Source organism: Hydrogenophaga sp. (genome assembly GCF_030651625.1).
Classification (GTDB): Bacteria; Pseudomonadota; Gammaproteobacteria; order Burkholderiales; family Burkholderiaceae_C; genus Hydrogenophaga.
On record NZ_JAUSCF010000024.1, the window covers coordinates 53296 to 73579 of the forward strand.

The window sequence follows — 20284 nt, forward strand, 5'->3', positions numbered from 1 at the left end:
GTCACAGCATTTTCTGAATCAACGCACCCTTGAACAGCACCGGTCCGGTCGGGCCGGTTTCGCTGGGCACGCCGCCCTTGGGTTCCAGGCTGATGGCCAGGGTGGGCACTTCGCGCACGTCGGCTTCACCAGCGGTCAACTGAAGCAGCCGTTCTTCGCTCAACACCCCCAGTGAACGGGGGCCGCCTGTGGGCGGCAATGCCCAGAGCTGCAGCGATTTGTCGGCTGCTTCCTGGAAGCCCCCCACACGCTGCAAGGTAAGGCGACCGCTCTTGGGATCGAACGTGACCAGCATGGCCGCACCGGCCTGTTCGTCGTTGAGCACCGCCACGTATTCGATGGCGGGTGTGGCCTCCAGTTGCGCCTGAAGCTCACCAATCCGGGCACCCAGGTCGTCGCGCAGGCCCACCGCTGTCACCACGGCGAGCACGGTGGCCAGCGCGCCAGCTGCTGACGCACTGCGCCACACGGTGAGGTTGCGCCACCAGCCACCCGACGCCGGCGCGGGCGTGGGAATGCGGACCGCGGCCATGGAGGCCTCATCGCGTTCGGCCTGCACCAGGTTGTTGATGCGTGTCCACACGGCAGGTGAGGGCGTGTGGGTGGTCTGCAGTTCGTTCATGCTGGCGACCCGGCTTTGCCAGATGAGCGCGGCGGCGCGCACCGGCGCTTTTTCCCGGGCCAGGGCTTCAAAGCGGCGGCGCGCGCCGCCCCGCAAGGTGCCCAGCGCGTAGGCGGCGGCGAGTTGATCGAGCAGTTCAGGATGGTCGTGGATGTTCATGTGCCACCCTTCACGCGAAACGCGCCATGCATTGGCGCAACTGGTCCAGCCCGCGCCTGATCCAGGTTTTCACTGTACCCAGTGGCAGCTTGAGTTGCTGCGCCAGCTCGCCATGGCTGAGGTCGCGCAGGTAGGCCAGGCTCACCACCTCGCGCTGTTTGTTTTCCAGTTTACCCAGGCATTGGTGCAGTGCCCAGGCCTGCTGGCTGGCCAGGCTGGTGTCCATGGGGTTGGGTGAATCGCTCTCCAGCGTTTCGGCCATGGTTTCGTCCATGGTGTCGGTCAGATGGTCGCGCTCGGCCTTGCGGCGACGCAACAGATCCAGCGAGCGGCTGCGCACGATGAGTCCAAGCCAGGCCATGGGTGGGCTCAGACTGGCGCGGTAGTCCGGCGCGGTGCGCCAGATCTGCAGGAAAGTGTCCTGCAGCGCATCTTCTGCCCATTCGCTGTTGCGCACCACGCGCAGTGACAGGCCATAGAGCTTGGGCGATGTGAGCTCGTAGAGTGCCTTGAGGGCGGCTTCTTCGCGAGCCGCCACGCGGTCGATCAGGGACATCAGCAGGGCGTCGGGTTCGAGACTCATGCGCGCATTGTGAGGGAACCCTGCCGCAACTGCCCATTTGGGGGCGGATTGGCGCGCCGGCCCATGGCCGGCCAGCCGCAGCTGCCCATGTGATTTCACAATCGCCGCCGACGCGGAGTGACCTGGGTGGGCACGCTCACGGCGGTGACCGGTGCGATCATCAGCTCCGTGGGTTTGCCTTCCAACAGTTGGTCGCTGTGCCACACGCGCACGCTGGCGGCTCCTTCGGGCACGTTGCGCATGGTGGCCACGCCGTTGGCGTCGGTCTGCACCGTAAAAGGCGAGTCGGTCACGTAGACGAAGCCACGCATCGAACCGTGCAGGTGGCAGCCCAGTTGAAGGGCACCGGGCTGGGCCAATGTCACTTCCGCTGAGGCAGGCGTACCGCCTTCGATCCTGCCGGCCAGACGCAGCTCGATGCCGCTTGCGTTGCCGCTCGGATTGGTGACGCCAACAGGTACGCCACGCACGTGATGTTCCCACCCGTCGTTGTTCACGAAGGTGACGCGAGAACCGACCGGCAGCACGCTGACCGCTGGCACGAACTGCATTTTTTCTTGCGAAATGATGGCCTGCACCGGTGCAGGCGGGGTCGGCCGTGTGCCACCTGCAGGTTCGATCACGACCACGGCGTTGGGCAGCGGTTTGCCATCGCGTGCAAGCACGGTGACCTGCACGGTGGCGGCCTGCGCGATCATCGCGAAAACCGCAGCACTGGCCAGCAGCATGGGTTTGCAGTTCATGTCGAGGCCCTTCAGCGTGTGTTGATCACGTCGCGGTGCATGGGTGCCAGCAGCGCCAGCATCTGGTTCTGGCGCTTGAAGGGAATGCCTCGCGCGTCCATGCTTTGTTGCAGCACTTCCACCAGCGCATTGAAGTGACCTTTGGTCACGTCCATGTTGGCATGGGCGGTTTTCATGTCGGGACCGTTGTAGACGCAGGGGCCACCGGTGAGCTGGCAGAGCTGGTCGGTCAATGAGCGTGAAAGATTGTCGAGGTTGGTGTCGGCGAACTGATCGCCGATGCGTGGGTCGGTCTTGAGGCGCACGACGAAGTCATCCATGAGGCTGCGAATGCCGGCCTGTTCTCCGAAGGCCAGATAAAGGCCCGAGGCTGGGGCCACTGGGTAGGCCGACGCGGCCGAGGGTGCCATGGGCGCGGACTGTGCGGTGGCATGGCTGCTGCCTAAGGCCATCAGAGCGAGAGAAGCGCAGGTGATGAAGTGTTTCATGATTGGTTTGAAAAAAGGGTGGATACAGGTGGCACAAGTGGCGAAGTACCGGCGCTCAGAACGCAAACTGGGCCGACACATACACGCCCGTCTGCTTCTTGTTGTTGGTGGTGGCGGGCACCACGCGGCCCAGGTCCACATAGGCTGCGGTCAGCGACACGTTCTTGCTCGGCGCCCAGGCTATGAAGATGTCTTTCCAGGCGTCGGCGCGCAGGCCATCACCCAGGCCGGCGGCGGCACCGGCGCGCTGCAGCTTGTTGGGCATGTCGCGGTATTCGAATCCCACTGCGATGTTCTTGCTGATCAGGTAGGCCACTGAAAACTCGGGCAGAAATTCGTAGCCGTTGTCGGCACCTCCCAGGCGTGCGCCGTGGCCCAGCAGGCCGTTCTGGTTGGCTTTGGTGGCGCGCAGCGTGGCGTTGACCAGCACGCCTTGCGCAAGGAACAGTTTGGTGGCGTTCACATACACGTCGGTACCACTGCGCTTGGCACCCAGGGCATCGAGCGTGGCATCCAGCCCGCTGGACTGCAACTGCTTGTGTTGCACACCCACAGCAATCTGTGGCATCAGCGTGTTGCTGTCGAGGATCGCGTCGCCGGCGACGCGCACCTTGGCACCAAAGATGTTTTGCTTCAGGTCCAGTCCGGGCAGGCCCAGCAGTGTTCCGGTGATGCCGGTGTCGAAGTTCTGGTGGCCGAACGAGAGTTCCAGACGGTCGTTGAAGCCCACGGCCACGCCCGTGGCGGTCAGGCCGTAGTCCTGCGTTTCGACGCGGCTCAGATAGGCCGACATGCCGCGCTCGCCTTCGGTGGCCTGGGTGCCGATCACGGCCCAGGGCGAAATGCCGCCACCGGCGGCACCTTCGATTGTGCTGACGCCACCTGTCAACAGCAGCTTGCCGGTATCGGCATGTGCGGGAGTGGCGACGGCCAGCAGGACGGCGGCGGTCAACGGCAACAGGCCCCTGCTGAGCAGGGCGCAACGGTGAGGAGTGGCAAGCAGGTTCATGGGGGTGGTTGGAGGTGGGTTTGGTACAGGGAGCTTTGAGCGCCGAACCCCTGCACAAGGCTATTTGGGGTCGACATCATCAATACGCGCCACCGTCGCGAATGGATTCATGTCGGCATGAGAACTTCTAAAGACGAGCAATTTGCTTGGTTTTTCTGAATCCAGTTCCGGTGTGTCCTGCGTATTGACCGTGACGGCTGTCACACATGGCGCCCCGTCAACCAATGAACCCTCACATCAACAAGTCAACAGGACACACCATGAGCACCCTCCAGAATCCCCCATCCCTGATCACTTCACCGGCTTCGCGCCGTGGCTTCATCCGCGGTGGCGGCGCCCTCTCGGCCGTTGCGGTGGCACTGCTCGCAGGCAAGGATGTGATGGCGCAAGGCATGAAGAGCGACACGTCGAAGGACGTGGACATCCTCAACGTGGCTCTGGGTCTGGAGCATGAAGCCATCAACGCCTACCAGCTCGGTGCAGGCAGTGGCCTGCTGCAAAAGCCTGTGCTGGACGTGGCAGTGCAGTTCCAGGGGCACCACAAAACCCATCGCGATGCGCTGGTGGCCACCATCCAGAAACTGGGCGGGAAACCTGTGGCCGAGATGAAGCTTGAGGAATACGCCAAGGCGCTCAACGCTGGCGCACTCAAGAGCCAGGGTGACGTGCTCGACCTGGCCGCGCGCCTGGAGCTGGGCGCCACGAATGCCTACCTGAGCGTGATTCCCGCACTGGGCGACCGCGAGCTGGCCAAGGTCGCCGCGCGACTCGCGGCCGACGAAACCATGCACTACACGGTGCTTACCAGTGCGCTGGGCCGTTCGCTGCCACCAGGCGCACTGTCTTTCGGCGCCTGAACATTTGAGTCTCCAAGGACCGGGGCGGTCATGCGCCGCCTCGGCCTTTATTGCTGTCACTTTTGTTTTTTCAACCCTGCCTACAAGCACTTCGAGGAGTTACCCATGATCATCAAGACCACCCTGGCCGCTGCCGCCGCCCTTTCCCTCGCTGCCTGTGCCTCCAACATGAGCGCACCGTCACCCATGACGTATTCCCAGGCTGCCCTTCCCGCCGCCGTGCAGGTGCCCGCCGGCAACAAGGTGGTGATGGAAACCGTTGGCGTGGGCCAGATCACCTACGAATGCCGTGTCAAGACCGACATGCCCGGCCAGTACGAGTGGGTGTTTGCGGGCCCCGACGCCAAGCTGATGGACCGCAGTGGCAAGCAGGTGGGCACGTACTATGGCCCGCCCGCTACCTGGGAAAGCATGGACGGTTCCAAGCTCACCGCCACCCAGCTCGCGGTGGCACCCGGTGGCACGGGCAACATTCCGCTTCAGCTGGTGAAGGCCAACCCCGCCATGGGCATGGGCGCCATGCAGGGCGTGAGCTACATCCAGCGCGTGGCCACCAAGGGTGGCGTTGCGCCAGCGATGCCCTGTGGTGCAGCCAACACGGGTGTCAGGCAGATCGTGAACTACGAAGCCGACTACATCTTCTACAAGGCGGGCTGATCTTTGCCCGACCGGACCAGAGGGCACCTTCTGGGGCCTTCGGGTTCGATCTTTGCATGGCTGTGGATCTGGCCATGAACACGGCTCATGCGTTCATGCCGCGTGGTTGAATCCTTCCAGCAGATTCACAGCATTGGTGCCCACCGCCTCTACTGCGTAGCCGCCCTCGAAGGTGAAGAGCGTGGGCTGACCGGCACTGGCCAGCGCTGCACCCATGGCGAAATAGTCACCGCTCTGAAGCGTGAAGCCTGAGATCGGGTCGCCTTCAAAGGTGTCCAGGCCCATGGGCACCACCAGCGCGTCCGCCTTGAATGCGGCAACAGCGTCCAGCGCCTGGTCCAGCGCCGCGCGCCAGGTGGCAAAGTGGGTGCCGCGTGGCAGCGGCAGGTTCAGGTTGAAGCCTTCGCCTGCGCCGGTCCCTCGCTCGTCTGCATGGCCGAGGAAGAACGGGTATTCGGTCGTCGGGTCTCCGTGGATGGAGACCGTGAGCACGTCGTCCCGCTCATAAAAGATGGTTTGTGTACCGTTGCCATGGTGGTAGTCCACGTCCAGCACAGCCACCCTTGCCAGACCGCCGTCGCGCAGGGTCTGTGCGGCAATGGCGGCGTTGTTCAGGAAGCAGTAACCGCCAAAAAAATCCGGCCCGGCGTGGTGGCCGGGGGGGCGGGAAAGTGCGAAGGCACTGCGTTGGCCGGCGAGCAACGCTTGTGCAGCGGCCAGTGCGCAGGCTGCGCCGCCACGCGCAGCCGCCCAGGTGCCAGCGGTCAGTGGTGAGCCCGAATCGAACGAAAACAAACCCAGGCGCGCGGCGAAGTTGTGTGGCAGAGCGTCGGTACGGAAGCCGTTCGGATTGCCCAGAGGCCACACAGAGGGCAGGGCATCACGCTGCGCGTTCTGCGGGTCCATGGCCACCCATTCGTCCCAGGCGCTGACCAGAAATTCCAGGTAGCGTGCACGGTGTACGCGTGCGATGGCCGCATCCAGCTCGGTGTCGCCCACTGCGGGGGTTTCCAGTGCCCCCAGAGGGCGACGCTGCAGTTCAGCCAAGACAAAATCCAGGCGCGCCGGTACTTCGTGGCAGGGCACCATGCGGCCACGAAACATTTCTTCACGTCCCTGGTGCAGGTTGTGGTGGGGGTTGTAGATGGTTTTCATGTGTGGTGCGCTTGCGTTCCATGGTTCGGACCAGAAAACGGGCTGTGATGGTCTCGAGCAGGGAAATCAGTCTGACCCTGCCTGTGAAGAAGGAAAGTGTGCCACTTGGAAATGGGCGCCGCGCCGTGCATCATGATGCAGTTGCCGTCGTGCGGCGTCCGAACTCCCCTACCTATTCAAGGAAAACCCATGCCATCCGGAAAAATCCTCGTCGCCCAGGGTGGTGGCCCCACCGCCGTCATCAACCAGTCGCTCGTGGGGGTGGCGCTGGAGGCGCGGCGTTTTCAGCAGGTGCAGCGGGTGTACGGTGCTCGCCATGGTGTGCGCGGCATCGTGGATGAAGACTTTCTCGACCTCACCCAGGAAACCAGCCACAACCTGGAAGCGGTGGCCAACACGCCGTCTTCGGCGCTGGGCTCCACCCGCGACAAGCCCGACCTCAAGTACTGTCAGGAAATCTTCAAGGTGCTGCGCGCGCACGAGATCGAACACTTTTTCTACATTGGTGGCAACGACTCTTCGGACACCGTGCGCATCGTCAGCGAAGAAGCCCGCAAGGCCAGCTACCCACTGCGCAGCATCCACATTCCCAAGACGATCGACAACGACCTGGTGGGCAGCGACCACACGCCCGGTTTCCCATCGGCTGCGCGTTTCGTGGCGCAAGCCTTTGCCGGTGCCAACCTCGACAACGCAGCCTTGCCTGGGGTGTACGTGGGCGTGGTCATGGGACGGCATGCGGGTTTTCTGACCGCGGCTTCGGCGCTGGGCAAGAAGTTTCCCGATGACGGCCCGCACCTGATCTACGTGCCTGAGCGTGTGTTCGACATTCCCCGATTCCTGGCCGACGTGAAAGCCACTTACGAGCGCTTTGGACGCTGCGTGATCGCGGTGAGCGAGGGCATTCACGACGCTTCGGGCCAGCCCATCATCACCCAGCTGGCCAGGGACGTGGAGAAGGACGCCCATGGCAACGTGCAACTCTCAGGCACCGGCGCACTGGCCGATCTGCTGTGCGAGGAGATCAAGACCAAGCTCGGCATCAAACGCGTGCGTGGCGACACCTTCGGCTACCTGCAGCGCAGCTTCATCGGCTGCGTGTCGGACGTGGACCAGCGTGAGGCCCGCGAAGTGGGCGAAAAGGCGGTTCAGTTTTCCATGTGGGGTGGCGTGGATGGTTCGGTGGCCATCAAGCGCACGGGTTTTTATTCGGCCGACTACGAACTGCTGCCGCTGGAGGCCGTGGCGGGAAAGACGCGGGTCATGGAAGACGAGTTCATCACCGCCAGCGGCACCGATGTGACCGATGCCTTTCGCCTTTATTTGCGGCCGCTGCTGGGTTCGGGTATGCCGGACGCCTTCCGGCTGCGCCCCAACGGGGTGTCCAAAGTGTTGAACACCCGTTAGCAATATTGCAGGAAATGCCCGCCCTTGTCGGGAACCGGATGGCCATTGGAAGCTTCCCAGGATCAGGTTGGAATCTGACGCACCACCTTCACGACACATCCATTCGGTGTTTTTTTGACTGTCATGTTGAAGTATTTCCTCATCTTGGCCGCCAGCGTGCTGTTGAGCACGGGCGCCCACGCCGACAACTGCGAGCCTCTGCGTGCTCGGATCGAGGCCAATATCGCTGCCAAAGGCGCGACGGGCTTTACGGTCACCGTGGTCAACGCAGATGCCGTGGTCTCGGGTGACACCGTGGGCACCTGCGGCCAGGGCACGAGGAAAATCGTCTACGCGCGAGGTTCAGATGCTCCTGGCGGTGCAGCCGCGCGCCCCAAGCGCACATCCTCAGACGAGGACATCTGGGTCGAGTGCCGCGACGGATCGATGGTCAAAGGCGGTGGCTGCAAGCCCTGAAAATCCATGCCACGCCTTGTTCAAGCCCTCAATCAGAACGGGTGTTGTCTTCCCACCTTGCATGGCTTGCTGGTATGAATTGCCGGGTAACGCGGGGGTTGTTCTGGCCATCAACGACCAGAAAATCCACGAAACTGCAATCATGAAAGCTGCGTGAAGACAGCACAGTGGGCGGGTGACTCCGACCAGCAGAGCCCCCTTGGCTCCGATCCTCACCAAAAAGATCGCTCACTGACCGCTTGTTCTGGCGATTGCCTTCTTTTTTGAAGTGATGAATGATGACCTCTGACGCGCACAGCTATCTGTCTGGCCTTTCAAATCCCTTCCCTTCATCCCGCGTGACAACCAGTCACAACCAGGCTTTTTCCACGTTTCTCCCTTCCGGGTTCCGCAATCTGCGAAAGCAGCGCTACCGTGGGGAAGATTTCGATATTTCTGTCTCTGCGCTGAGCTCTGTGGACCAGGAGCACATCCGGAAGCTCTATGGGTTTGCCAAGGGCATTTACGTTCGCTGGGTAGAGATGCGGGATGCGCCGGATTGGGACGCGCTGAGGAGGATGGTCCTTTCCTTCCTGTCGCCGCCCCTGTCCACATCGGCCAAAGAGCTTGGTGTGGACTCGCTGGCGCACTGTGCGCGGGGTGAGGCAGAGCAGGCGCTGGGCAAGGTGCTTCACGATCTTCGGGGTGGGGCCCTGATGCCGCTGCAACTCTACGCGCACATGGCCGAATGGGATGCCGATCCAGTGCATCTCCGAAGCGCGGCCTTCCTTGCCCGTGATCAGGCCAAGATCATGAGAAACGTGTTGCCGGATCTGGATCCAGAGGTCCGCAGCGCCGATGAGGCCGAGAAGCCCCACTACATCCAGGCCGTGGTGGAAAAGTGGGACTTGTTCCGGTTCGAACGCGCCAATCAGGCGCCGGGCCATGTCAACGTCACCTGTGCCTACGACGGGCTGCTGGCCTCCTGCTGCCTGGAGGCTTCTGCGGTCGACCGGATCGTCTACAACTACATCAACAACGCCATTCGATTCACCGCAGGTCCTGTCATCAACATGGAGATCGTTCCTGTCGGTGACCACGCGGTGCGTTGGATCGTGGCCAACCCCATCACCCCCGACCAGGCCGAGTGGCTCAAGAAGAGCACGAACGGGGATTTGTCCAGCCTGTTTCGGGGTGGGGTGACACGGGGAGGCAATGGCCTGGGTCTTTCAAACTGTGCCGACTTTGTGGCGGCAGCGTTTGGCCTGCCTGACATCAATGCCGCGCTGGAGGGCAAGTATCTGGGAGCGGTGGTGGAGGATGGCTGGTACCTGGCGTGGGCGCACTGGCCTTCCCTCTACACCCAATAAACAAGAGCGGCGGGCGCCACCCGTTCCAGATCCGCGTATCTGCGCCTCAGCCCAGTTCCTTGAACCCCTGCAGGCGCGCCAGTGGTGTGAACTCGCCTGCCCGTTTGTCCTTCATGGCGGCAATGGATTCGCGCACGTGGGCGTTGCTCCAGATCGCGCCCTGCAGCCAGCCCATCTGGCGCAGGCTGTCTTCCACCGAGTGGTCGCGCGCATAGGTCACCGCCTGCTTGGTGCCCCAGATGGCCACCGGGGGTTTGCTGGCGATTTCTCTGGCGCATTGCAGCGCGGCGGACACCGTGGCCTCGTGCGTGTCGAACACCTCGTTGACCAGGCCATAGGTCAGCGCCTTGCTGGCGGGCATACGTCGGCCCGTGTAGGCCATTTCCTTGACCACTGCAAACGGAATGAGCTTGGGCAGGCGCTGCAGTGTGCCCACGTCGGCCACCATGCCGATGTTGATTTCCTGGATGCAGAAGAAGGCGTCGGCACTCGCGTAGCGGATGCAGGCCGTGGTGACCATGTCCACCGCGCCGCCAATGCAACCGCCCTGGATGGCGCAGATCACCGGGATGCGCAGGTTTTCAATCTTGGTGAAAGTGGCCTGCATGTCGGTGAGCAGGTCGAAGATGGCGGCCCGGCCTTCGGGGCTCTGGTCGTCCATCTGGATGGCCCCGGCAAAGGTTTCCAGTGCCATGCCTGCGCTGAAATGCTTGCCGGTACTGCTGATGACCAGTGCCCGGGCCGTTCCTTCGTTGTGAAGGGTCGTGAGCACCTCGTCCAGCTCGCGCCAGAACGTGGGATGCATGGTGTTCATGGCCTCCGGGCGGTTGAGCACCAAGTGGGCGACTTGGTCTTCAAGCCTGAATTCGAAGCATTGAATGTCTGATTGCATGGTGATCTTCAGCCTGAGTGAATGAGCGGTGGCCCCGGAGATGGGTGATTGTGTCAAGCGCTCGGTGGCTCGCTATGTCTCTTGGGTGTCTTGATCTATCTGTCATGGACAAAATTGATTGACGAACGCAAACCGCAGGTCGATGGACCTCGAAATTGCTGCACCGCTGATACTTGAAATAGTTTGTCATAGACAAAAACAATCCGGGTGATAGATCAAGTTTCCCTGTGGAACGTCGAAACCCCATCAGCGACAGTTTGTGCCACGGAGCTTCCGTGCCGACGCGCAAGACCTGCACCCGGAAGGCGTTGCAGGCGATTCAACAATTATTCAGGAGCGTCTTTCATGGCTTTCGGTTCAATGACGGTGGGCAAGCGGCTGTATGTGGGCTTCGGCCTGATGCTGGCGATTCTGGTGGCGGTCGCTGTGATGGCGATCATCAAGGTGCAGGCGATCAACACAGCGCTCAAAGCCAACAGCGAGGAACATGCAGCCATTCAGCGCTTCGCGATCAACTTCCGCGGTTCAGCGCACGATCGGGCCATTGCCGTGCGCGACGTGGTGCTCAGCAGCTCCAGTGCCGACCGCGCCAGGGAGGTCGCCACCATTGGTGAGCTGGCCCGCTTCTACGCGGACTCCGCAGGACCGCTGGAAAAGCTGCTGCAGACTTCAGCCGATGCCAGCCAGCTGCGCACGCTCTATGGCGAGATCCAGGATATCGAAAACAGGGCTGTGGCCACCACCCGCACCGTGATCGGGCTGGTGGATGCCGGCGATAACGAGCGCGCGCAGGCGCTGCTGTGGAACGAAGCCAAGCCGCAGTACGTGGCCTGGCTCGGCGCCATCAACAAGCTGATCGACTTCGAGGAAGCGAGGCTGCAGGAGCAGAACGCGGTGGCCATGGGAGAGGCCGGTCGCTTCCTGTCGCTGATGCTGGGTGCCCTGGTGGTGGCCCTGTTGTGCGGACTGGGTCTGGCATTGACGATTTCGCGCAGTATCGTGCGCCAGCTGGGCGCCGAGCCGGAGGAACTTGGCCAGGTGGCACAACGCGTGGCGGCGGGCGATCTCAGCCCTGTGCGCGGCGCCTCCAGCGCAGCGCCCGAAAGTGTGCTGTCGTCACTGGGGGCCATGCAGGCCAGCCTGGCCCATGTGGTGGGTCAGGTGCGCACCGCTTCCGACTCCATCGCCATCGGCTCGACCGAAATCGCCACTGGCAACGCCGACCTTTCACAGCGAACCGAGCAGCAGGCCTCCAACGTGCAGCAGGCCGCTGCTTCGATGGCGCAGATGAACACCACCGTACAGGGCAACGCGGACACCGCGCGCCAGGCCACCCAGCTGGCAGGCTCTGCGAGTGCCGCAGCCGAAGAAGGCGGCAAGGTGGTGAACCAGGTGGTGGCCACCATGGACGACATCTCGGCCAGCTCGCGCAAGATCGGCGACATCATTGGCGTGATCGATGGCATCGCTTTCCAGACCAACATCCTGGCGCTGAACGCCGCCGTGGAAGCCGCACGAGCAGGTGAACAGGGAAGGGGCTTTGCCGTGGTGGCCAGCGAAGTGCGCAGTCTGGCACAGCGCAGTGCCGGCGCCGCCAAAGAGATCAAGGAACTGATCGGCGCCAGTGTCGACAAGGTCGAGGCGGGTTCGCGCCTGGTGAGCGAGGCTGGCACCGCGATGGACGACATCGTGAGTCAGGTGCGTCGTGTTTCCGACCTCATCAGCGAGATCAGCGCCTCCACCATCGAACAAACCACCGGGATCGGTCAGGTCAGCGGTGCGGTTTCTCACCTGGACCAGACCACACAGCAGAACGCCGCGCTGGTGGAGCAGAGCGCCGCAGCGGCGGCGAGCCTGGAGCAGCAGGCGGGCAGGCTGGCCGAGGTAGTCAAGACTTTCAGGCTGGGACACACCAGCTGAACCTGCGGGTACGCTGAACTCAGAACAGCTGATCCATCGTCAGAGCCGGTGTGCTGGGCGGAACCGCGCCCAGCGTGGTCACTTCATCGGCCCGTCTGAGCGAGCCCACGCGCACCCCCAGCAGACGGATGCGCCGGCTCAGATCCACCCGTTTGAGACACAGACCGGCCTGGCGGCGCAGGGTGGCAGCGTCGTCGGTGAAATGCTCGATGGTCACATCGCGCGTGACGATCTGGAAGTTCTCATAGCGCAGCTTCACGCCGATGGTTTTTCCCATGTAGCCCTTTCGCTGCAGGTCGGCTGCCACCTGTTCGCACAGGCGCGTGAAGATGGCACCCAGTTCGACGCGGTCGCGCACCGCGTGCAGGTCGCGCTCAAAAGTGGTTTCGCGGCTCATGCTCACCGGCTCGCTCTCGGTCACCACCGGTCGTTCGTCGCGACCCCAGCTCACCTCATGCAGCCAGGCACCGTAGCTTTTGCCGAAAGTGTCGATCAGCCAACCTCGATCGCGTGCGGCCAGTTCGCCAATGGTATGGATGCCATGGCCTTGCAACTTGGCGTCGGCCTTGGGGCCTACGCCGTTGATCTTGCGGCAGGGCAGGGGCCAGATCAGGCTTTGCACGTCCTCAGGCATCACGACGCTGATGCCGTTGGGCTTCTTGAATTCGCTCGCCATCTTGGCGATCAGCTTGTTGGGCGCCACGCCGATGGAGCAGGTCAGGCCGGTCGCCTGGAAGATGCTTTTCTGGATCAGCCGCGCCAGCACGCGCCCACCCTCGCGCTGCCCGCCAGGCACCTCCGTGAAATCGATGTAGACCTCGTCCACGCCCCGGTCTTCCATCACCGGGGCAATTTCTGCGATGGTGTTTTTGAACAGTCGCGAAATGCGCCTGACCTCGTCGAAGTCCACCGGCAGCAGGATGGCCTGCGGACACAGCTTGGCCGCCTTCATCAGCCCCATGGCCGATCCCACGCCGAACTGCCGTGCCGGGTAGGTGGCGGTGGTGGCCACGCCGCGCCCGGTGTAGTCGGCCAGGCGTGGAAAGAAGTCGACTGGAATGCGGTCCAAAGTGTCCGGTCCCCATTCGCGATCGGGGAGGGCGCTGCGCAGGCGCGCGAACACGTCGGCTTCACGCCGCCGCCCACCACCAATCACCACGGGCAGGCCTTTGAGCTGCGGGTAGCGCAGCAGCTCCACCGACGCAAAAAAGGCGTCCATGTCCAGGTGGGCGATGCGCCTCTGATTGGGGCGATGTAAAGGGGTGGGCGAACTCACGCGGGCAAGCATAGCGGGATTACCATGGCAAGCATGTGGCGCCTGCCGCTCCCAACGTTGCCCACGGGAAAGACCTCTCATGAACACACTGTCTCGTCTGCTCACCGCCTTGCTGGTCGCTGCAGGTATTGCGCTCGCCGGCTTCGCCGTCGGTCAGGGCCTGGAACGCTTTCGCATGTCGGATCGCTCGGTCACGGTCAAGGGGCTGGCCGAGCAGGCGGTGGAGAGCGACTTTGCCATCTGGACGCTGGGCTTTCGCCGTGCGGGCGCCGAGTTTGGCGCGGTGCAGCAGGCGCTTTCGGGCGACCGCGACCAGGTGGTGGCGTTCCTGAAATCGCGCGGCTTCACCGACGACGAGATCGAGGCCCGGCCGCTGCAGGTGCAAGACCTTTACGCTCGCGAGTACGCTCAGGCAAACCAGCCCTTTCGCTTCAACGGCACGGGGCAGGTGCTGGTGAAGTCGGCCCGCGTGGCCGACGTGGAAAGCGCCGCCCTGGCGATCGACCCGCTGATTCAGGCCGGCGTGCAACTTGGCGGCGAAAACGAAGGCGGCCGCAGCGGCCCGCGCTACCAGTTGCGCGGCTTCAACGACATCAAGGCCCCGTTGCTGGCCGAAGCCACCCGCAACGCCCGGGAACAGGCCGACAAGTTCGCTGCGGAAGCCGGCGCCCGCCTGGGGCCGCTGAAGAACGCCAACCAGGGTGTGATCCGCATCACCGGGGATGATGGGAATGACTTTGATGATGGTGGTTCACGCACCAAGCGGCTAAGGGTGGTGAGCACATTTGAATATGAGTTGAGGTAGCCCGTTCGCGATTCAGGCTGTGGCTTTGCTCCCTCGCCCCTCTGGGGAGAGGGTTGGAGTGAGGGGCCACGCGCGCCCATTCTCTTCTCCTACGGCTGCTTGGTTTGGCCGGGTCTCGGCCCGGCGGCCGAGTGACTTTCTTTGTCTCGCCAAATAAAGTCACCAAAGAAAGGTGAGCCGGATGCGCTGTCCCTCCGCTGCGCTGCGGGCACACTGCGTTGCTCGGTCCAGGCGGGGTCTGCGCAAACTTGTCCGCTGCGCGGCCTTCGGACATGCGCAGCCCTGATCCGCCCGGCCCTGCGCTACTCGCCAGCGCATGACGGCGGCAGGTGGGGGCGAACTTCCCCTCAGGCGGGGAGTATCCCCATCCACTCACACCGACTTCTTGATCCACCAACCCTTGAACAACCAGGGCAGACTGGGCCCGGTTGCAGCCGACACACCACCCCTGTTTTCGGCACTCACGCCAATCTCGGTCGCGCCTTCCAGTGCGTCTGCCGCCACGGGCATCTGAAACGTTTGGTACTTGCTTTCCACCACGCCCAGTGAGCGTGGCGCGGCGTCGCCAGCGATGGCCCAGATCTGCATCGAATCCTCGCGGCCTTCGCGCACGTCGTTCAAGCGTTGCACCAGCAGCACGCCTTGCTGCGGGTCGTGCGTGATCAGCATGGCGGGCAGGTTCTGGTTGTCCTGCAGCACGGACACGAACCGAACCTGCGACGTCTGGTCCAGGCGGCCCTGCAGGTGGCTGATCTGCGCTTTGAGCTGTTCGAACATGCTGGCACTGGTGGCCCAGGCCAGCAGCAGGGCAATCATCAGCACCACGGAAGCGATGCGCCACCAGGGGCTGACGCCGGTGCGGGGAGAGGGTGAGTTCATGGAGCGTGAAGAGAGGAGTGGAAAAAGGCCGCGTACATTGTCCGACAAGCTCAACGGCCCGCATTGCGACATGTCAACCAAACCTCTTTCCGGTGCGAAATGCCCCGTCCAGCAACACCCAGGCTCCGGCTTCGCCGGTCCGAAGGTGTGCCCCCTGGAGGGGGTGACGGGCGAAGCCCGGCGCGGGGGTGGGCTCACCTTTCGGCGCGGGGGTGGGCGTCAGACTAATGGAAACGTTCCAGGCAGCAAGATGGACTTGTCCACCGTGTCCACTTGGGTGTGCCCGCAGAAAGCCATGGTGATATCGAGTTCCCTGTGCAGGATCTGAAGGCACTTGGTGACGCCGGCTTCACCCATGGCGCCCAGTCCATAAAGGAACGGCCTGCCGATGTAGACGCCTTGCGCGCCCAGGGCGCGGGCCTTGAGCACGTCCTGCCCGCTGCGGATGCCGCCGTCCATGTGGATTTCGATCTGCCCGCCCACAGCATCGACGATGGTGGGCAGGGCTTCGATGCTGCTCTGTGCGCCGTCCAGCTGTCGGCCACCATGGTTGCTCACGATCAGTGCATCGGCACCGGACTGCACCGCCAGCCTCGCGTCTTCCACGTCCTGAATGCCTTTGAGGATCAGCTTGCCGCCCCAGCGGTTCTTGATCCACTCCACGTCTCCCCAGTTGAGGCCTGGATCAAACTGTTTGGCGGTCCATTCGCTGAGGCTGCCCATGTTGTCCACCCCGCTCACATGACCCACGATGTTGCCGAACTGACGGCGCTTTGTGGCTAGCATGCCCAGCGCCCAGCGCGGCTTGGTGGCGATGTTGATGATGTTGGGAAGGGTGAGCTTGGGTGGTGCAGACAGGCCGTTCTTCAGATCCTTGTGGCGCTGGCCCAAAATCTGCAAGTCCAGCGTGAGCACCAGCGCGCTGCAGCCTGCGGCCTTGGCGCGGTCGATCAGGCGTTCTATGAACGCGCGGTCTTTCATCACGTAGAGCTGAAACCAGAATCCGGGTCCGGCATGCTCCGCCACGTCTTCGATGGAGCAGATGCTCATGGTCGACAGCGTGAACGGAACGCCGAACGCACGCGCGGCGCGTGCCGCCAGGATTTCGCCATCGGCGTGCTGCATGCCGGTCAGACCTGTGGGGGCGATGGCCACCGGCATGGCGACCTTCTGGCCGATCATGGTGGTGGCGGTGGATCGGTTCTCCATGTTCACCGCCACCCGCTGACGCAACTTGATTTTCTGGAAGTCGTCGTTGTTGGCGCGGTAGGTGCTCTCCGTCCATGAGCCGGAATCGGCGTAGTCGTAAAACATGCGCGGTACGCGTTTCTGGGCCAGCACGCGCAGGTCTTCGATGTTGGTGATCACGGCCATAGGTTTGTCTCCGGAGTTTTTTTGGGTTGCCGCGATGTTAGCGAGGTGGGCCGCAAAAGGCTTGTGAAAGCGCAACTGCTGAGTTTGAAATTTTTGATGAGACAGTCACTTGGGCGTGGCCTCATCCCCGCCTTCCCCCAAAGGGAGAAGGGGCCATACGGGCTCCCTTCCAGCAGAGAGCGTTTGCCTGCGACAACTTTCTGGCTCCTTCCCCCTCTGGGGGAAGGCTGGGAAGGGGGCTCGGCGCACAAAAACGCCATGCCCATCCCATCCAGGCCTGCAGACTCGGTCAAGCCAGCCGATCCGCTACCAGCCCGATGACGATGGAAGGCAGTGGCAGCACACACTTGCGAATCGCAGATGCCCCTTGTCAGACACGCCTGCCCAGCCGCTCACTTTGCCGTGATCTTCTGCTCCTTGATCAGCTTGCCCCATTCGGCAGACTCTCGCACCACATCGGCAGCCAACGGCCCGGCCGACATGTAGGCGGGTACGGCACCCTGCTGGGCCGCCACCTGCGCAATATCCGGCGCATCCATGACGGTTTTCAGTGTGTCGCTCAGGCGCTGCACGATGTTGGCCGGCGTGCCCGCCGGTGCCAGCACATACAGGCGCGGCACGGCAGAGAAGCCGGGCAGGGCGTCAGAGAGGGGCGGAATGTCTTCAGCCCCGCTCAGCTTCACCGGGTTCATGACCGCCAGGGCGCGCAGCTTGCCCGCACGGGCCTGGGAGATGGCCGATGTGGCGCTCACCACGCCAATGGGCACATGACCACTGATCACATCTGAGATGATCAGCGATGCCCCGCGGTACGGAATGTGCACCACGTAGCTGCCGGTCTTGCCCTTGATCATCTCAAACCCGAGGTGGTGCACCGTGCCCACGCCTGATGTGGCGTACGAGTAGCGGCCAGGGTTGTCCTTCAACATCTTCACGAACTCTGCCGGTGTCTTGGCGGGCAGTTCGTTGTTCGTCACGATCACCAATGGCAGGGTGAAGACGCTGGCCACTGGCGTGAAGCTCTTGATGGGATCAAAGCTCATTGGCGGCTGCAGGTGCTGCGCGATCAGCAGCGAACTGTCGCCCAGCATCAGGGTATAGCCGTCAGGTTCAGCGCGCGCCACGTTGTCACCAGCGATCAGGCCGGCAGCGCCTGCGCGGTTGTCCACCACCACCTGCTGGCCCAGCAGCGGCGACATGCGTGCTGCGATCAGCCGCGCCATCGCGTCGACCCCGCCGCCGGCCGCGTACCCCACGACCATGCGCACCGGCCGTTCCGGCCAGGCCTGTGCCCAGGCGCTGGTGCCCGTGGCTGCGGCCAGAGCAGCCACCACCGCCCACCGGCGGTTCAGTGAAATGCCTGTCTTGTTCCGTTTTCCGTTCTGCATGCTTGTCTCCTTGTGTTGTGTCTTGTTGTGTTTTTTTCAGGCCTTGCCTGCGCCCCGTGAGCCTGGGCGTTTGGCCAGTTCGGCCAGTCGCTCCGGATTGGGGTTGAAGCCCAGGCCCGGTGTTTCCGGCAGGCGCAGCACGCCGTGCTCGGGTTTGGGCAGGTCGTCAAACACCAGTTCACAGCACTGCACGGCCACCGAGTGGTATTCCACCAGCGATCCATTGGCCAGCCCAGCGTGCAGATGCATGTTGTGGTGAGGCCAGGCCCCGCCGTTGGCGAAGCGTGTGTTGAAAGCCGCGGCCATGCCGGCAATGCGTCCGCACTGGGTGAAACCCCCGCTGATGCACGCATTGGGTTGCACCACATCCACCGCCTGCGCCACCAGCATGTCGCGAAAGCGCGATGCCAAGCCTTCGTTCTGCCCGGCGGCCAGCGGAATCGAGGTCTTGGTCCGAAGTCGCGCCAGATTGGGAATGTCGTTCTGCGACACCGGTTCTTCAAAGAAGCTGATGTCGTAGGGCTCCACCTTCTTGGCAAGTGAAAGCGCGTGAAAGTAGTCGAGGCTGCAGTTGGCGTCGATGTAGATCTGCACGTCCGGTCCCACGGCCTCGCGCACGGCGCGAATGCGCTGCACGTCCTCGGCAATGACCCGGTCCATCGGCCGGGGTTCGTCGCGCCGCGCCAGCGCGTGGTGGCCCACGGTCATCTTCAAGCGCGAGAACCCGCGCTCCACCCAGGCGCTTGCAGCGGCAGCCAGTTCGCCACGGTCAAAAAATGCAAAGCCGAAGGTGGCGTACACCGGCACTTCAGAGCGCGCACCCCCCAGCAGGCGCCAGCATGGTTGCTCCAATGCCTTGCCCTTGATGTCCCACAACGCCAGGTCGATGGCTGCAATGGCATGACTCGCGTAGCCAGACTGCCCGCGCGGTGTGAGCAACCAGTACAGCCGCTCCCAGATCAGCTCGTGACGCATCGGGTCCATGCCGATCAAATGGTGTGCGGCAATGTCGTTGACGATGCTGCCAATCACTTCTTCTTCGGTGATGGCGGTCATGCCGGTGCCAATGAGGCCGGTGTCGGTCTCGATGGTGACGAGACAGACGGACAGGCTGGTGGTTTGTGTCCGGCTCGGCGATTTGACTTCGACCGGCAGGTTCAGCGGCGTGGCGCTGACGCGTGTGATTTTCATGTTGTCTCCTGCGTCACCATGTTGGCAACGGTTTTTCTTGTAGGGCTTGTGTGCAGTTTATGAACGGCTGTGCGTTCGCGGCAATGGCATGCGGCAAACGCTGCTTTCGCGAAACGCGAAAGCTCCACAAACCGCTGGGATCAGCTCAGGAGGGCACGAACCAGAGTGGCCGCAGCCGGCGCCAGCGGTGCATCGGTCCGGGTGGCAATATGGTGGGTGCGCCGTGCCCACGGGTCGGTCAGCGGTACGGCCGTCAGCGGCAGATGCGCCAGTTGTGGCGCCACGGCTTCCAGCGGCAGCACGCCCACGCCCAGGCCGGCCGCCACCATGCGGCACACGGCGTCAAAACCGCGCATGCGCATGCGAACGTTCAGCGGCTTGCCCGCGCTGGCCGCTGAAGCGGTCAGCCGGTTGGACAGTGCCGTGCCGTCAGAAAGCGTGATGAAGGGTTCGTCCAATGCGTCTGCCAATCGAAGGCGCTTGCGGCTCGCCAGCCGGTGCGAGCGCGGCGTCAGCAGCACCAGGGTATCGGTGAAGAACGGGGCAAACTTCAGGCCGGCGGGTGGCACAGGCAGGTCCACGACCCCAAAGTCGGCCCGACCTTCGATCAGCGACAGCGGAATCTCAGGGCTGCCGCGCTCTTCCAGATCGATGTGGATCAGCGGGTGCGCTGTCATGAATTGCGCCAGCCGTTGTGGCAACACCTCCAGCAAAGCCGACGTGTTGGCCACCACGCGCACCTGACCCTGCATGCCCTGGCTGTAGCCCTGCAGGTGTTGCGCCAGGCGGTCGGCGTCGGTCAGCAGGGCGCGGCTGCGTTGCACCAGCATCTGGCCCGCCGGGGTGAGCTTGACGCCGCGTGAAGATCGTTCGAAGACTCGGAAGCCCAGCGCTTCCTCCAGTCCCGTGATGCGTGAGCTGGCGGCTGCCACGGCCAGTTGGAGCCGTTCGCTGGCTGCGCTGATCGAGCCCAGGTCGGCGGCAGCGATCACCACGCGCAGGGTGCCCAGGTCAATCGATTCGTTCATTGGGGTCAGGATGGTTTTGAAAATTTTTGTGGCTGAGTGATCAGAA

The 20284-nt window shown here is 63.2% G+C and carries 20 protein-coding genes; 7 read left to right on the forward strand and 13 right to left on the reverse strand.

The window, feature by feature from the left end; genetic code table 11:
* Position 1 precedes the first annotated feature (1 nt).
* The 5 genes from Q7V46_RS11240 to Q7V46_RS11260 all read right to left on the reverse strand — a co-directional run bounded on the left by Q7V46_RS11240 (position 2) and on the right by Q7V46_RS11260 (position 3604).
* Complete coding sequence (locus tag Q7V46_RS11240; RefSeq protein ID WP_304913632.1) at positions 2-781, reverse strand: anti-sigma factor domain-containing protein; 780 nt, start codon at positions 779-781, stop codon at positions 2-4.
* A gap of 10 nt (positions 782-791) precedes the next feature.
* Entirely contained in the window at positions 792-1364 is a 573-nt protein-coding gene (locus tag Q7V46_RS11245) for a sigma-70 family RNA polymerase sigma factor (protein ID WP_304913633.1), read from the reverse strand.
* A gap of 95 nt (positions 1365-1459) precedes the next feature.
* Positions 1460-2107: a plastocyanin gene (locus tag Q7V46_RS11250; protein ID WP_304913634.1), complete on the reverse strand. Its 648-nt coding sequence runs from the start codon at positions 2105-2107 to the stop codon at positions 1460-1462.
* A gap of 11 nt (positions 2108-2118) precedes the next feature.
* Entirely contained in the window at positions 2119-2595 is a 477-nt protein-coding gene (locus tag Q7V46_RS11255; protein WP_304913635.1) for a group 1 truncated hemoglobin, read from the reverse strand.
* Positions 2596-2650: 55 nt separating this feature from the next.
* Positions 2651-3604, reverse strand: a complete 954-nt coding sequence (locus Q7V46_RS11260; protein WP_304913636.1) for a DUF3034 family protein — start codon at positions 3602-3604, stop codon at positions 2651-2653.
* A 260-nt stretch (positions 3605-3864) separates the two neighbouring features.
* On the opposite strand from Q7V46_RS11260, the gene Q7V46_RS11265 reads away from it, so the two are divergent.
* Together Q7V46_RS11265 and Q7V46_RS11270 are read left to right on the forward strand one after the other, a co-directional pair.
* Positions 3865-4461, forward strand: a complete 597-nt coding sequence (locus Q7V46_RS11265) for a ferritin-like domain-containing protein (RefSeq protein ID WP_304913637.1) — start codon at positions 3865-3867, stop codon at positions 4459-4461.
* Positions 4462-4566: 105 nt separating this feature from the next.
* The gene (locus tag Q7V46_RS11270) at positions 4567-5118 is read left to right on the forward strand and encodes a DUF3455 domain-containing protein (RefSeq protein ID WP_304913638.1); all 552 of its coding nucleotides are present in this window, start codon (positions 4567-4569) and stop codon (positions 5116-5118) included.
* A gap of 93 nt (positions 5119-5211) precedes the next feature.
* Here the strand turns inward: Q7V46_RS11270 and Q7V46_RS11275 are convergent, their stop codons facing one another.
* Complete coding sequence (locus Q7V46_RS11275; RefSeq protein WP_304913639.1) at positions 5212-6273, reverse strand: histone deacetylase family protein; 1062 nt, start codon at positions 6271-6273, stop codon at positions 5212-5214.
* Positions 6274-6462: 189 nt separating this feature from the next.
* Here Q7V46_RS11275 and Q7V46_RS11280 point away from each other — a divergent pair, with 189 nt between their 5' ends.
* The 3 genes from Q7V46_RS11280 (at position 6463) to Q7V46_RS11290 (ending at position 9485) form a co-directional block, all read left to right on the forward strand.
* The gene (locus tag Q7V46_RS11280) at positions 6463-7680 is read left to right on the forward strand and encodes a 6-phosphofructokinase (RefSeq protein ID WP_304913640.1); all 1218 of its coding nucleotides are present in this window, start codon (positions 6463-6465) and stop codon (positions 7678-7680) included.
* 123 nt (positions 7681-7803) lie between these two features.
* The gene (locus Q7V46_RS11285) at positions 7804-8136 is read left to right on the forward strand and encodes a DUF1161 domain-containing protein (RefSeq protein WP_304913641.1); all 333 of its coding nucleotides are present in this window, start codon (positions 7804-7806) and stop codon (positions 8134-8136) included.
* Positions 8137-8411: 275 nt separating this feature from the next.
* Complete coding sequence (locus Q7V46_RS11290; RefSeq protein ID WP_304913642.1) at positions 8412-9485, forward strand: hypothetical protein; 1074 nt, start codon at positions 8412-8414, stop codon at positions 9483-9485.
* A gap of 46 nt (positions 9486-9531) precedes the next feature.
* On the opposite strand, the gene Q7V46_RS11295 is transcribed toward Q7V46_RS11290, so the two are convergent.
* Positions 9532-10377, reverse strand: a complete 846-nt coding sequence (locus Q7V46_RS11295) for an enoyl-CoA hydratase-related protein (protein ID WP_304913643.1) — start codon at positions 10375-10377, stop codon at positions 9532-9534.
* Between the two features lie 345 nt (positions 10378-10722).
* Between Q7V46_RS11295 and Q7V46_RS11300 the strand changes: the two genes are divergently transcribed.
* The gene (locus Q7V46_RS11300) at positions 10723-12297 is read left to right on the forward strand and encodes a methyl-accepting chemotaxis protein (RefSeq protein WP_304913644.1); all 1575 of its coding nucleotides are present in this window, start codon (positions 10723-10725) and stop codon (positions 12295-12297) included.
* Between the two features lie 19 nt (positions 12298-12316).
* On the opposite strand, the gene Q7V46_RS11305 is transcribed toward Q7V46_RS11300, so the two are convergent.
* Positions 12317-13585: a DNA polymerase IV gene (locus tag Q7V46_RS11305; RefSeq protein WP_304913645.1), complete on the reverse strand. Its 1269-nt coding sequence runs from the start codon at positions 13583-13585 to the stop codon at positions 12317-12319.
* Between the two features lie 67 nt (positions 13586-13652).
* Between Q7V46_RS11305 and Q7V46_RS11310 the strand changes: the two genes are divergently transcribed.
* The gene (locus tag Q7V46_RS11310) at positions 13653-14378 is read left to right on the forward strand and encodes an SIMPL domain-containing protein (protein ID WP_304913646.1); all 726 of its coding nucleotides are present in this window, start codon (positions 13653-13655) and stop codon (positions 14376-14378) included.
* Positions 14379-14750: 372 nt separating this feature from the next.
* Here Q7V46_RS11310 and Q7V46_RS11315 read toward each other — a convergent pair whose 3' ends face one another.
* From Q7V46_RS11315 to Q7V46_RS11335, 5 genes are all read right to left on the reverse strand, one after another.
* Positions 14751-15257 (reverse strand): anti-sigma factor domain-containing protein, encoded by a 507-nt coding sequence (locus Q7V46_RS11315; protein ID WP_370690333.1) that lies wholly within the window; start codon positions 15255-15257, stop codon positions 14751-14753.
* A 219-nt stretch (positions 15258-15476) separates the two neighbouring features.
* Complete coding sequence (locus Q7V46_RS11320) at positions 15477-16631, reverse strand: alpha-hydroxy acid oxidase (RefSeq protein ID WP_304913648.1); 1155 nt, start codon at positions 16629-16631, stop codon at positions 15477-15479.
* 392 nt (positions 16632-17023) lie between these two features.
* Positions 17024-18019, reverse strand: a complete 996-nt coding sequence (locus tag Q7V46_RS11325) for a tripartite tricarboxylate transporter substrate binding protein (protein WP_304913649.1) — start codon at positions 18017-18019, stop codon at positions 17024-17026.
* A 36-nt stretch (positions 18020-18055) separates the two neighbouring features.
* Positions 18056-19210: a mandelate racemase/muconate lactonizing enzyme family protein gene (locus tag Q7V46_RS11330; RefSeq protein ID WP_304913650.1), complete on the reverse strand. Its 1155-nt coding sequence runs from the start codon at positions 19208-19210 to the stop codon at positions 18056-18058.
* Positions 19211-19350: 140 nt separating this feature from the next.
* Positions 19351-20238 (reverse strand): LysR substrate-binding domain-containing protein, encoded by an 888-nt coding sequence (locus tag Q7V46_RS11335; protein WP_304913651.1) that lies wholly within the window; start codon positions 20236-20238, stop codon positions 19351-19353.
* Positions 20239-20284: the final 46 nt, after the last annotated feature.

What these genes read in the sequence shown, in the direction of transcription:
- Q7V46_RS11290 (WP_304913642.1), top strand. Translation starts at nt 8,412, where the DNA reads ATGATGACCTCTGACGCGCACAGCTATCTGTCTGGCCTTTCAAATCCC.
- Q7V46_RS11250 (WP_304913634.1), bottom strand. Translation starts at nt 2,107, where the DNA reads ATGAACTGCAAACCCATGCTGCTGGCCAGTGCTGCGGTTTTCGCGATG.
- Q7V46_RS11305 (WP_304913645.1), bottom strand. Translation starts at nt 13,585, where the DNA reads ATGCTTGCCCGCGTGAGTTCGCCCACCCCTTTACATCGCCCCAATCAG.
- Q7V46_RS11320 (WP_304913648.1), bottom strand. Translation starts at nt 16,631, where the DNA reads ATGGCCGTGATCACCAACATCGAAGACCTGCGCGTGCTGGCCCAGAAA.
- Q7V46_RS11270 (WP_304913638.1), top strand. Translation starts at nt 4,567, where the DNA reads ATGATCATCAAGACCACCCTGGCCGCTGCCGCCGCCCTTTCCCTCGCT.
- Q7V46_RS11310 (WP_304913646.1), top strand. Translation starts at nt 13,653, where the DNA reads ATGAACACACTGTCTCGTCTGCTCACCGCCTTGCTGGTCGCTGCAGGT.
- Q7V46_RS11330 (WP_304913650.1), bottom strand. Translation starts at nt 19,210, where the DNA reads ATGAAAATCACACGCGTCAGCGCCACGCCGCTGAACCTGCCGGTCGAA.
- Q7V46_RS11285 (WP_304913641.1), top strand. Translation starts at nt 7,804, where the DNA reads ATGTTGAAGTATTTCCTCATCTTGGCCGCCAGCGTGCTGTTGAGCACG.
- Q7V46_RS11260 (WP_304913636.1), bottom strand. Translation starts at nt 3,604, where the DNA reads ATGAACCTGCTTGCCACTCCTCACCGTTGCGCCCTGCTCAGCAGGGGC.
- Q7V46_RS11255 (WP_304913635.1), bottom strand. Translation starts at nt 2,595, where the DNA reads ATGAAACACTTCATCACCTGCGCTTCTCTCGCTCTGATGGCCTTAGGC.
- Q7V46_RS11300 (WP_304913644.1), top strand. Translation starts at nt 10,723, where the DNA reads ATGGCTTTCGGTTCAATGACGGTGGGCAAGCGGCTGTATGTGGGCTTC.
- Q7V46_RS11280 (WP_304913640.1), top strand. Translation starts at nt 6,463, where the DNA reads ATGCCATCCGGAAAAATCCTCGTCGCCCAGGGTGGTGGCCCCACCGCC.
- Q7V46_RS11315 (WP_370690333.1), bottom strand. Translation starts at nt 15,257, where the DNA reads ATGAACTCACCCTCTCCCCGCACCGGCGTCAGCCCCTGGTGGCGCATC.
- Q7V46_RS11240 (WP_304913632.1), bottom strand. Translation starts at nt 781, where the DNA reads ATGAACATCCACGACCATCCTGAACTGCTCGATCAACTCGCCGCCGCC.
- Q7V46_RS11325 (WP_304913649.1), bottom strand. Translation starts at nt 18,019, where the DNA reads ATGCAGAACGGAAAACGGAACAAGACAGGCATTTCACTGAACCGCCGG.
- Q7V46_RS11245 (WP_304913633.1), bottom strand. Translation starts at nt 1,364, where the DNA reads ATGAGTCTCGAACCCGACGCCCTGCTGATGTCCCTGATCGACCGCGTG.
- Q7V46_RS11335 (WP_304913651.1), bottom strand. Translation starts at nt 20,238, where the DNA reads ATGAACGAATCGATTGACCTGGGCACCCTGCGCGTGGTGATCGCTGCC.
- Q7V46_RS11275 (WP_304913639.1), bottom strand. Translation starts at nt 6,273, where the DNA reads ATGAAAACCATCTACAACCCCCACCACAACCTGCACCAGGGACGTGAA.
- Q7V46_RS11295 (WP_304913643.1), bottom strand. Translation starts at nt 10,377, where the DNA reads ATGCAATCAGACATTCAATGCTTCGAATTCAGGCTTGAAGACCAAGTC.
- Q7V46_RS11265 (WP_304913637.1), top strand. Translation starts at nt 3,865, where the DNA reads ATGAGCACCCTCCAGAATCCCCCATCCCTGATCACTTCACCGGCTTCG.